This window comes from Neptunicella sp., from assembly GCF_048268085.1.
Taxonomy (GTDB): Bacteria; Pseudomonadota; Gammaproteobacteria; order Enterobacterales; family Alteromonadaceae; genus Neptunicella.
Genome location: NZ_JBLWWF010000015.1, coordinates 75,667 through 87,431 on the forward strand (window position 1 = coordinate 75,667; position 11,765 = coordinate 87,431).

The 11,765-nt window shown below is 44.0% G+C and carries 7 protein-coding genes and 1 pseudogene; 4 read left to right on the forward strand and 4 right to left on the reverse strand.

Going from position 1 to position 11,765, the window contains the following annotated elements; all coding sequences use genetic code 11:
* Positions 1 to 457: 457 nt before the first annotated feature.
* Both ACTD55_RS12965 and ACTD55_RS12970 read left to right on the forward strand, forming a co-directional pair.
* On the forward strand, positions 458 to 3,244 hold the full coding sequence (locus tag ACTD55_RS12965; RefSeq protein ID WP_438864760.1) for a TonB-dependent receptor: 2,787 nt from the start codon (positions 458 to 460) through the stop codon (positions 3,242 to 3,244).
* 124 nt (positions 3,245 to 3,368) lie between these two features.
* The gene (locus ACTD55_RS12970) at positions 3,369 to 4,856 is read left to right on the forward strand and encodes a tryptophan halogenase family protein (protein ID WP_438864761.1); all 1,488 of its coding nucleotides are present in this window, start codon (positions 3,369 to 3,371) and stop codon (positions 4,854 to 4,856) included.
* Between the two features lie 63 nt (positions 4,857 to 4,919).
* Here ACTD55_RS12970 and ACTD55_RS12975 read toward each other — a convergent pair whose 3' ends face one another.
* Positions 4,920 to 6,197 carry a M24 family metallopeptidase gene (locus ACTD55_RS12975; protein WP_438864762.1) on the reverse strand — a complete coding sequence of 426 codons (1,278 nt, stop codon included), beginning with the start codon at positions 6,195 to 6,197 and terminating at the stop codon, positions 4,920 to 4,922.
* A 155-nt stretch (positions 6,198 to 6,352) separates the two neighbouring features.
* Complete coding sequence (locus ACTD55_RS12980) at positions 6,353 to 7,051, reverse strand: hypothetical protein (protein ID WP_438864763.1); 699 nt, start codon at positions 7,049 to 7,051, stop codon at positions 6,353 to 6,355.
* Positions 7,052 to 7,209: 158 nt separating this feature from the next.
* Between ACTD55_RS12980 and ACTD55_RS12985 the strand changes: the two genes are divergently transcribed.
* Complete coding sequence (locus tag ACTD55_RS12985; protein ID WP_438864764.1) at positions 7,210 to 8,853, forward strand: FMN-binding glutamate synthase family protein; 1,644 nt, start codon at positions 7,210 to 7,212, stop codon at positions 8,851 to 8,853.
* 4 nt (positions 8,854 to 8,857) lie between these two features.
* On the opposite strand, the gene ACTD55_RS12990 is transcribed toward ACTD55_RS12985, so the two are convergent.
* Positions 8,858 to 9,853: an LLM class flavin-dependent oxidoreductase gene (locus ACTD55_RS12990; RefSeq protein ID WP_438864765.1), complete on the reverse strand. Its 996-nt coding sequence runs from the start codon at positions 9,851 to 9,853 to the stop codon at positions 8,858 to 8,860.
* A gap of 322 nt (positions 9,854 to 10,175) precedes the next feature.
* Here ACTD55_RS12990 and ACTD55_RS12995 point away from each other — a divergent pair, with 322 nt between their 5' ends.
* Positions 10,176 to 10,952: a PEP-CTERM sorting domain-containing protein gene (locus ACTD55_RS12995; protein WP_438864766.1), complete on the forward strand. Its 777-nt coding sequence runs from the start codon at positions 10,176 to 10,178 to the stop codon at positions 10,950 to 10,952.
* Between the two features lie 78 nt (positions 10,953 to 11,030).
* Here ACTD55_RS12995 and ACTD55_RS13000 read toward each other — a convergent pair.
* Positions 11,031 to 11,180: pseudogene (locus tag ACTD55_RS13000) on the reverse strand (DapH/DapD/GlmU-related protein); the annotation flags it as partial.
* Positions 11,181 to 11,765 lie beyond the last annotated feature (585 nt).

An 11,765-nucleotide genomic window follows, 5' to 3' on the forward strand; every position in this document is an offset into this window, starting at 1 on the left:
AGTCATTTTTAGCCTATTTGTTAAATTAATTAACGTTTATAACCTTAATTGTTTTTTATTAAATTGTTTAAAATCAGTTAGATACCTTTATTTTTGGTGTTTTCCCCAAAGTGTTGTCAGTCATATTAAGGATAAATTTTTGATACAACACAGTGCGCTTATTAATTAAGCCTTACTTTTTCGCTGTTGCCCTCACGCCTTGTTTTTAAAGGTGTTGAATGCCATTCAAACAAAATTTCTCGTTATTCGGCGCTGTGACTAAAATGTTAATTCGTTGTAAATGCATAATCTTGAATACGTATGCATAACGTTGAGCTGTTTTAAATGATGGCGGTACTATCAGCCAACACTTAGGAACTGGTTCAATATGGAATGTACCTAGGATTAATAGAATAAGTTCATGAAGTTAAATCCATAACTATCATGACATTCATTACCAATACAACGGGATACAACGATGGCAAAATTTAAACCTAATCTTATTACAGCGGCACTCCTGACGAGTGGTTTAGCATTCGGCGTAAGTCATGCTGTTGCTCAGGAAGCGGACACAGCCGATCAAAAAGCGGATGAAAATCTGGAAGTTATTCAAGTCTCCGGTTTTCGTCGCAGTATAGTTGAATCAATGAATACCAAACGCTTCTCTGCCAACGTGGTTGAAGCAATTTCAGCTGAAGATATAGGTAAATTACCTGATTCATCGATTGCTGAATCGATTGCCCGTTTGCCGGGATTAACCGCCCAGCGTCTTGATGGGCGAGCCAGCCGCGTGAGTATTCGAGGTTTTGGTGAAAACGAGAGTGCCACCACGTTTAATGGCCGCGAGCAGGTGTCTATTGGTGACAACCGTGGTGTCGAGTTTGATCTTTACCCATCAGAAATTATGAGCGGTGTTACGGTCTATAAAACGCCGGATGCAAGTTTAGACGCCGAAGGTATTGCCGGTATTATTGATATGCAAACGGTTAAGCCTTTAAGTAAAGGTGAGCGGGTTTTGCAGGTCAATGGCCAAATGGAAAAAACCAGTTTCGATAAGTTGAATCCTGATGGTGATGATCAGGGCTTCCGCGGTACTTTCTCTTATATTGATCAATTTGCTGACGACACCTTAGGTGTTGCGTTTGCATATACCACGATGAGTTCCCCCAATCAGGAAAAACGTTGGAACTCATGGGGTTATCCAGAATTTAGTGTTGATGGACAGAACTATTCTATTTTGGGCGGAGCCAAGCCTTTTGTGCGTTCCTCTACTCTTAAACGTGATTCAGCCATGCTAGTGGTTGAAGCGGCGCCAAATGACGCATTAAGAATGACGTTTGATGCATTGTACGTGGATTTTTCGGATGAGAAAATTCTACGCGGAATTGAAATACCTTTTGCTTGGGGGCAGGGAAGCTTGTCGGCAGACGAGAGTGACGTGGATTCTTCTACCGGTTTTATTACATCAGCGATGACAGAAGGTCAGCGTGTTGTGGTACGTAATGATTTGGAAAATCGTGACGCAGAGTTAAGCCAAGCTGGGTTTAATGCAGAATACTTGGTCAACGATAGCCTGACATTGGAATTTGATGCCAGCTACTCCAAAGTGAAACGCAAAATTTGGAGCTTTGAAAGCTATGCTGGAACCGGTCGTGGTGACAACCAAGGCGTGGCTGATAATCTGGGATACACCTTAAATGCAGGTAATTCTGGCGCGTTGTTTACCCATGAGCTGGATTATGGTGATTTTAACTTGATTCAATTAGGTGGACCGTTGAGTTGGGGAGCCAGTGCTGCATTAAACAACAAATATAATTTGTCTGGAACCGCGCTGGAAAATACCGCTCAGGACGGTTTTATTAATGCGCCTGATATTGATGACGAACTAACCTCTATTAAGATGGCTGCAGATCAGATTATTGAGTCTGATTTTATTACCCGCGTCAGCTACGGGGCGTCTTATCGTGATCGTGAAAAAACCAAGGCCTCCAACGGTTATTACATGACGTTAAATGCGTTTCCTGCCATGTTGTCGGTGCCTGAAGACTATCGTTTAGGGACTGTCTCTCTGGATTTCATCGGCATGGGTGATATGGTTGCCTATGACTCCGGAGCATTATTGGATGATGGTTATTACGATTTACTGAGTGAAAATTTAACCGGTATTCAGCATATTACCAAATCGTGGTCGGTTAATGAAAAAGTCACTGCTGCTTTTGTTAAGGCCGACTTTGACGCGGAATTAGGCGGCATGCCGTTAACGGGTAATGTTGGCGTGCGTTATGTGCATACCAAGCAATCTTCACAAGGCAATGCCGCACAGGTTATTGATGGTCTGGTGGTGGCAGAGCCTACCGATATTGATCATTCCTATAGTCATGTATTGCCAAGTTTGAATATGTCACTCGCTATTGATGACAGTCAAACATTGCGTCTTGGGATTGCCAAAACCTTGTCTCGTGCCAGATTGGATGAAATGAACGCATCAGTTGAATCTAGCTACGCACCTAATCCAGATGACAATGGAAATAACTGGAGTGTTAAAGGGGGCAACCCGGCGCTAGAGCCTAAAGAAGCGACGGGTGTGGATTTATCTTATGAGAATTATTTTGCACCTGAGGGATATTTTGCGGTTGCATTGTTCTGGAAGGATCTAAGCCAATGGATTTTCGATGGTAATTACGAAGTCGATTTTACCGGTGTGGCGGATCCTGCAACCGGCCAAATTCCTAATAATCCTACTGCAACCGGAAGCGGCAAGGTCAATGGCGGTGGCGGTACCATGTACGGCTACGAATTATCCATGGCGTTACCATTTAATGTCTTTACTGAATCGCTGGATGGTTTTGGTCTAATCGCTAGTTATACCGGGGTGGAATCGGATATTGAAGATCAAAATGGTAACCCTTATCAGTTACCCGGTCTGTCAGATACCATTCAAACCTTAACTGCCTATTACGACAAGTCAGGCTTTCAGGCACGGATTAGTATGCGTAAGCGTAGTGATTTCAAAGGTGATGTTTATGGTATTGGCTTTGATACCGTGCAGGTTGACGTATTGGGTGAGACCATTTGGGATGCCCAGATTGGTTATGACTTTGGTGAAGCTGGAGTCGAATCACTCAAAGGACTATCGGTATATTTGCAAGGACAAAACTTGTCGAATGAACCTTTTGTCTCTCTAAGCGGTGATAATGCTTTGCAGGTTCGGGACTTTCAGGATTATGGCAAAACGTATTTGTTAGGTTTTGCTTATAAGTTTTAAATTCTGACAGATATAAGTTAATCGTTATGCAAGCCCTTGTAATATCACGTTACAGGGGCTTTTGACTTATTAATAGACTATACAATGATTTGTACAACGTTAACCTATTAGGCAGGTATCCAATTTGAGCGGTCAAGCTATCCAGAATGTTGTTATCGTCGGTGGGGGAACGGCCGGTTGGATCACGGCATCGTTACTGAGCAAAATACTGGGTAAAAATATCAATATTACCCTGATTGAGTCAGATAAAATTGGCATTATCGGTGTCGGTGAAGCGACTATCCCTCCCATGGTTAATTTTAATCATGCGCTGGGTATCGATGAAAAAAGTTTTATTCGTGACACCAAGGCGACTATCAAATTAGGCATCGAATTTGAAAACTGGATGCAGTCGCCGGGAAGTTACATGCATGCCTTCGGGAGCGTGGGCAAAAATTTCCCTTTTTGTGATTTTCATCATTTTTGGCTGCATAGCCAACAGCTTGGTATTCAATCCGATTTTTGGGATTTTTCATTAAATTACCAGGCTGCAAAACAACACAAGTTTGCACCGTTACAGCAAATGGAAGGTCATTTGCCGGGGCTATCTCATGCTTATCATTTTGATGCTGGTTTATATGCGCAACTGTTAAGGCGATATAGCGAAAAAAATGGGGTTAAACGTGTAGAGGGAATAGTCGAGCAGGTCAATACCCACCCTGCCGATGGTTTTATTCAGTCAATTGGCATGGCAAATGGACAGATAATACAAGGTGATATTTTTATTGATTGCAGTGGTATGCATGCCTTATTGATCGAGAAAAACTTGCATTGTGGTTTTGAAGACTGGTCTCACTGGTTACCTTGTAATCGGGCGATGACCCTTGCCACCGAATCGCAATTACCTATCACGCCTTATACCCGTTCTATCGCGCATCAAGCCGGTTGGCAATGGCGTATTCCATTACAGCACCGCACCGGTAACGGTATTGTTTATGCCAGTGAATATATGAGTGATGAACATGCCACACAGGTATTACTTGATAGCGTGGAGGGTAAGCCGTTAGGCGAACCTAAGATTATTCGATTTAAAACCGGTAGAAGGCGTAAGCAATGGCATAAAAATGTGGTGAGTATTGGGTTATCGAGCGGGTTTGTTGAACCATTAGAATCCACCAGTATTCATCTGATTCAGACCGCCGTTATTCGTTTGATTAAACATTTTCCGCACCAGCAGATTAATCCGCAAGAAGTGGCTAGTTTTAATTCGCAGTCACAGCAGGAAATGGAGCATGTGCGAGATTTCATTATCCTGCATTACAAGTTGAATCAGCGCACTGATAGTGATTTTTGGCGATATTGCCAGACGATGGATATTCCAGATTCATTACAACACAAACTGAGTTTGTTTAAGCAAACCGGCAAAGTGTTCTGTCAACCCAATGATTTATTTACCGCGGTGGCTTGGCAACAAGTGATGCTTGGGCAGGACTGGATCCCCGATGATTACCATCCACTGGCAAGTTCATTAAGTAAAGTTCAAACGGAAGAACTACTGGCTAATTTGAAGCTTATTATTGAGCGTAATGTTGATAAGTTGCCTTCACATCAGCAGTTTTTAGATTCGCTCTAGAGGTATTGATTTAGCCAAAACGCGCCAGTTGGCGCGTTTTTTTATGGAAACAGGATACATCAATCAACTTGGCAACGGCCCCAAATGACCAATAGGGGACTCCAGTGAATCCGGTGGTAGGGTAAACCATTGTGGACCCTTATCGGTCATATAAATACAGTCTTCCAAACGCACACCAAACTCACCGGGAATATAAATACCCGGTTCATTGGAGAAGCACATGCCAGCTGCCAGTTTTTGTTGTTCACCATGTACAAAATTAACCGGTTCATGCCCTTGCATGCCAATACCATGACCGGTGCGGTGGGACAGGCCGGGCAGTTTATAATCCGGTCCGAATCCTTGTGACTGATAGTAGGCTCTGACGGCATCATCTACCTTGCCTGCCATTGTGCCGGGTTGCGCGTGTTCAAAGGCAATTTGTTGACCCTTGCGCACGGTTTCCCAGATTTTTCGCTGTTTGTCGTTGGGTTGGCCAAAAACAAAAGTGCGGCTAATATCCGACTGATAACCTTCAACACTGCAACCACAATCCATGAGTACAATACTGCCTTTTTTAATGTATTGTTGTTGCTTGCTGCCATGGGGATAGGCGCTAGCCTGATTAAGTAATGCCATGGTCCATATATCGCTGCCACCGAGTTGCGCCTGGGCAGAACGCATTAATTGATTCACTTCTTGCTGGCTCATTCCCTCGTCTAACTGCTTCCAAACGTGTTCATAAGCGCGCAAGGTGATTTCGTTAGCTTTATGCATGAGTTGTAATTCATGGGCGGATTTATACATACGACAACCGAGTGTGATCGGATCGGCACTGGTATGTGTCATGGTTGGTAGTAGCGTCATCAGCCCTTGTAAAACGAAATAACGTACCGATTGTTCAAAGGCGATCTGGCCTTTAGTGATCCCGCGGTCATTTAATATTTGTTTAATCAAGGCAAATGGACTTTGGTGTTCTTGCCAAACGCGCACATCTTCGCCCACTTTTAGTGACTCGCGAATACTAGGCTTTTCAAAGAAGGGGCATACCACCGCGATTTCACCTTCGGCTGGAATCACCACGGCCGTTAAGCGTTCGCTTCGCCACCATTGAATGCCGGTAAAGTAATCCATTGCTGGACCCGGTTCGAGCAGCATTGCTGCGATATTATTTTGCTGCAATAACATTTGTGCTTTGGCGATGCGCTCTTTGCGCTCTTGCAGGCTAATTGGCTTCACATCGTCGGTCAGAGGCGTTAGCGAAGGAGGTGCCGTATTCGCTGCGATAGCCATATTACCCAACGGTAATGAAGCGAAGGCGGCTATACTGGTTTTCAAAAAAGTTCGTTTGGTTAAGTTCATAGGTCGTTACACCAATCCGTATTAACAAGCGGAAAAACCTGATCATAGCAGGTTGAATAAAACAGTTGGATAATTCGTCGCAATACTGGGGGGACTCAACGATTTTTTAAACAACTTCTGAGATGATGGTGGACAAAAATTAGGTGTACAACCCGCTATAAGGCAGGTTGAACGGTAATACTGATGTTATCGTAGTAGACTTCAGTGCGGCCTTCATAGCCGGAATCGGTGCCGACAAAAAGCCAGATGCTGCCATCGGCATTGGAGGTGAATTCTAGTTGTGTCTCGCTGGTGGTGGAAATTGTTTTAGCGCCGAAATCCCCGCCTTCACAGGCAAGTCCCGGCACCACGACATTACCTACGACGTGAGCATTGGTGCCATCGGTACTTTGATTGCCTTTGTCTACATTAAGGTAGTAGTCGCTCTGTTTGGGTTCGGTTTCGCCGAAGCCGAACTTAACATAAACAGATTCTCCCGGTGCGCCTCCTGCGCCAAAGCAGTTGTCGCCGGCATTGGAAATAAGGTCGATGCTGACTTTGGCAATATAGCGGGCTGAACCTTGTAAGCCAATAAAACGACTTTTGATAAACATGAACAGGTCGTCACTGCGATTCGTGCCTCCCATAAAAAAGCCGTTTTGACTGCTGTCGTCTGGCAAGGTCAAAATCCCGGAAGACAGTTCAAACGTATCCGCATCATCACTGGGGTAATCAGAGTAGGCCGCTTCCCATCCTTGTTTGCCAGTTTCGAAATCAAAATGAATGGTTTGTGGCTCATGAGTAAAGATATTGTCATCCGAATTGCAGGCAGTTAATAGGCTTATCCCGCAAAGTGCTAGTAGCGTGTTTTTCATGGTAATTTCTTATATGGCTGGTCGATAGCCATACTGTAGATAAATGCGTGATTTATCTCTTTATCAAGAAGTGTAGAGTTGTTATCAAACGTAACAGAAGTTGAATATTTATGTCGTTGCTCGTACCTTAGGTCTATATGGAAAACATAGGGGAAGTCATGCGCGTCACGTTAGTGAAGTTAGCCATTTTATCCGTTGTAATGGTGGTGTTATTGGGATGGATATGGCCCAATGCCTATTGGGCATTGATCGTTATTTTACCTTTGATTGGGGTAGGGATTTATGATTTTTTTCAGACGCGGCATACGCTGTGGCGTAATTTCCCGTTAGTAGGACGCGGCCGGTGGTTGATGGAGTTTTTTCGGCCTTTTTTGCGTCAGTATTTCTTTGAGTCAGAAACGGATGGAACACCGATTAATCGCATGTATCGCACGGTGATTTATCAGCGAGCAAAAGGTAACCTCGATTCAAATCCCTATGGAACAAAGCTAGATACCCAACGAGTCGGCTATGAATGGATTGGTCATTCTATCGCGGCCAAACATCATGAGGACTATCACAAGGAAGCCCGCGTCATGGTGGGCGGTCCGGATTGCACTCAACCCTATAGTGCCGCAATTTTGAATATCTCGGCCATGAGTTTTGGGGCACTGAGTAATAACGCGATACGAGCGCTAAACAAGGCGGCTAAAATTGGCGGTTTTTATCATAATACCGGCGAAGGTAGTGTGAGTCCGTATCATTTAGAGCATGGCGGTGACTTGGTATGGCAAATCGGCACAGGATATTTTGGTTGCCGCACCGAAGATGGCCATTTTTGTGCGGAAAACTTCCAGAAAGTCGCTCGCCAAGACTCAATAAAAATGATTGAAATTAAGCTTTCACAAGGTGCTAAGCCCGGTCATGGTGGTATTTTACCGGCAGATAAAAACACCCCGGAAATTGCCCGTATTCGTCTTGTGGAGCCGGGTACTCAGGTTAATTCTCCGCCAGGGCATAGTGCGTTTAGCACCCCGATTGAAATGATGCATTTTATCAAGCAATTGCGGGAACTTTCTGGTGGTAAGCCGGTTGGTTTTAAGTTGTGTATTGGCCGCACTAGTGAATTTGTGGCGTTGTGTAAAGCGATGATAGAAACGGGGATTAAACCGGATTTTATTACCGTAGATGGTGGGGAAGGCGGCACTGGTGCTGCACCATTAGAATATTCCAATTCGGTTGGGATGCCATTACGAGAAGCGCTGTCTTTTGTATGCGATGTATTAGTGGGATTTGATCTTAAAAAAGATATTCGGGTGATTGCCAGCGGTAAGGTATTCGCCGGTTTTCATGTGGTAAAAAACTTGGCTATCGGCGCTGATATTTGCAATAGCGCCCGTGGCATGATGGTTGCGCTGGGGTGCGTACAATCATTAATGTGCAACACTAACCGTTGCCCGACAGGTGTGGCCACTCAAGATCCTAAACTGGCACGTGGCCTGGTGGTCGAAGACAAAGCCGAACGCGTCGCCCGTTTTCATCAGGAAACCGTTAAGGCGTCAATGGAGATTATTGCTTCGGCCGGTTTACGCCATACTTCACAATTGAATCGTTCACATTTATTTCGGCGTATTAGTGAAACTGAGGTGCGTCGATTTGATGAAATCTACCTAAACCTGACGCCAGGTTCAATGCTTAATGGTGATAGTCCACCCAAATTTAAGCAGGCGTTACATGAGTCATCAGCCGATAGTTTTTACCCGAAACATTATGTCGAAGAAACCGAACAAGGTTTGCAAAAAACCAATTCCGACAGGACCTAGTCCGCTATTGGCTGTCTGTGTTTTGGCAGGCGGCCAATAATTCCAGGCTTTTTAATCGGGCTTCAATATCGTAAATCGGCATTGAAACAATCACCTCGTCCACATTAGTCGCTGCAATAAAACGGGTAAGTTTATTTTTGACGGTCGCGGGGCTACCCACCAGGGCGTATTGTAGCGTATGGTTTATCATCACCCGTTCAGATTCTGACCAAAGCGTTTCCATTGAATCTGTGGGGGGCTGAAAAGGTTTATTGAGGCCACGGCGCATATTGATAAATTGTTGTTGAACCGAGCTAAATAGATAATTAGCCTGCTCGTCGGAGTCGGCCACCACGGCCATTAATCCGGCGGAAATATAAGGTTTGTCACATTGGGCAGAGGGGCTAAACCCGTCGCGATATAGGCTAATTGCATCAAGTAATTGGTCGGGGGCAAAATGAGAAGCAAATGAGTAAGGCAGCCCCATTTTTGCGGCCAATTGCGCGCTGTACAAGCTAGAGCCTAATAACCATAAAGGAATATGACTGTTTTGGCCGGGAACTGCGATGATTTTCTGTTCGGGCTGTATGGCTCCTAAGAAATACTGCAATTCACGAATGTTGTGTGGATATTCTTCTACACTGGCATCCATATTACGCCTAAGTGCTCGCGCCGTTGCCATATCGGTGCCGGGCGCGCGTCCTAAACCGAGATCAATCCGGCCCGGATACAGTGCTTCCAACGTGCCAAATTGTTCAGCGATGATCAAAGGCGAGTGGTTGGGTAACATAATACCGCCTGAGCCGATCCTGATATGCTTGGTCGCCGCGGCAATATGGCTGATAGCTAATGCGGTGGCGGAGCTGGCAACACCCTGCATTCCATGATGCTCCGCCAGCCAGATACGTTTATAGCCATATCGTTCGGCCGCAATGGCCATTTGGCGACTGTTTTCCAGAGCATCAGAAATGCTTTCGTGTTGATTAATGGGCGCGAGGTCAAGCAAGGATAAAGGCAGCATAGAGTCTTTTATGTTTTCAAACGATAGTAGCTAACTTGGGGGCGACCGCTAGTTATTACAAGTAATGCATGAACCCAGTCAAGTCGTTAACTAATTGATAAATGTCAGATATTTTTACAAATAGCGTTTAGGCAGCGATGCAAATAAAGCTAATTATCTGTTAAATAAAGGAAATTTTTAATGGTTTAAATATTGCTTGTTTGTTGTTTAGTCAAAATAGATATTGTCATTGAAGCAATAACTATGAGGTAAATGACGTCCCTGAGCTATTTAAATACATATAAATGGCTAACTCTTAATCTATAAAAAAGGAAAATACAGAATGCGTAGAGTCTTCTCAGGTGGTTTGGCATTGCTATTATTAAGTTTGGTTATGCCAGCAAGTGCCGCAGTGATAGATTTTGAAACCTTTTATATTCGTAATAATGATGGAAGCATTGTTGCTCCCTTTGATACTGATATGAGTATAATTGAGAATGCTGCGGGCGATGGTTTTTCTGCGTTAACACCGCGCGGAGGGCAGAAAGTCGGGTATGGTACGTCGGCCTTTGATGGGATGCAGTTAAATATGTTTAATACCGTTAACTGGACTACCACTCAACCCGCAGGTCGGGCTCATCCTTATTTAAATATCTGGGTAACCGATGGGACTAATTATGCCATTATCGCGTCTGAAAATGCGTATATGGGGGACGATTTTCAAACCCGTGCGCAATGGAAGATATTTGAATTTAATCCAGGCAGTTTAGATTGGCTGCTTGATAGTGGTGTTGCGGGTATTAACAGTCAATATCTACAGAAAGACGGTTCGAACGTTACCTTGGCTGATTTTAACGATAACGTTAAATTGTATGGTGGCCCAGGGGTTGGTGCTTCAGGAGTTGGAACCGGGGCTCCACAGGGTGGTTATGGCTTTAATGTGATCTATGGTGATACGGCTGCCAACTTTGTTGGCGGATATGATATCGCTAATTTAACCGTTACGGTTGATAGTGAATCATATGCAGCAGGAAACACCAATGACATACCTGAACCATCTACATTGGCTATCTTGACTTTGGGGCTATTGGGATTGGGTTATCGCCGATTTAAGAAGTAAAATTGTTTTTTCATCTTTAAAAATAAAAAAGCATCAAAAAATTTGATGCTTTTATATTGGCTGTCAGCCTTATAGTGTTCTGATTAACTTTGCGGGATTACCGCCAACTAACGTATCGGCATCCACATTTTTGGTGACCACCGATCCTGCTGCAATCACCGCATTATCAGCGATTGTGACGCCGGGGCAAATAATACTGCCACCGCCAATCCACACGTCATTGCCAATAGTTACCGGCTTAAAGAGTTCAAATCCCTGCCGACGTTCTTCAGCATTCAAAGGATGATTATTGGTATAAATTTTTACATTAGGGCCTATTAAGACATTTTCACCGATTTTAATCCCACCCGTATCTAATAAGGTTAAACCGGTATTGGCGTAAAAATTATCACCTACTTCCAGCTCACAGCCCCGCTCTATCCAAACTGGAGGTTCTATTTTTATTCGTAACGGTGACGATTTAAAACAGCTAACCAATTGATTAAAATGATTTTTATTCGGATCTTGATTAAAGCGTAGGCAGACCTTACGCATGGCAGCTTTTTGTTGGCTAAGGGTTTGCTCGTTGGACATAAACAGTAAATTGGACGCTCATTATTATTCTATTAGGCGCAACTTAGCCTGAATTGATGTGAAATACCAATGGTATAGCCCATTCAGGAGCCATTATGCCGACTTGGCACAACTGATTAGTGAACATTAATAGGCTTATTCATTGTGAATACGTATGCACTTTGTTGTTGTTGAATAATTGTTAACGGTACTATCGAGCTTCCCAGTTTGTTGTGTCCTGTGCCATCCCATGTTGTTTAC

Excerpts from the sequence above, each read along its gene's own strand:
- ACTD55_RS12965 (WP_438864760.1), top strand. The coding sequence starts at position 458 with ATGGCAAAATTTAAACCTAATCTTATTACAGCGGCACTCCTGACGAGT.
- ACTD55_RS12975 (WP_438864762.1), bottom strand. The coding sequence starts at position 6,197 with ATGAACTTAACCAAACGAACTTTTTTGAAAACCAGTATAGCCGCCTTC.
- ACTD55_RS12980 (WP_438864763.1), bottom strand. The coding sequence starts at position 7,051 with ATGAAAAACACGCTACTAGCACTTTGCGGGATAAGCCTATTAACTGCC.
- ACTD55_RS12985 (WP_438864764.1), top strand. The coding sequence starts at position 7,210 with ATGCGCGTCACGTTAGTGAAGTTAGCCATTTTATCCGTTGTAATGGTG.
- ACTD55_RS12990 (WP_438864765.1), bottom strand. The coding sequence starts at position 9,853 with ATGCTGCCTTTATCCTTGCTTGACCTCGCGCCCATTAATCAACACGAA.
- ACTD55_RS12995 (WP_438864766.1), top strand. The coding sequence starts at position 10,176 with ATGCGTAGAGTCTTCTCAGGTGGTTTGGCATTGCTATTATTAAGTTTG.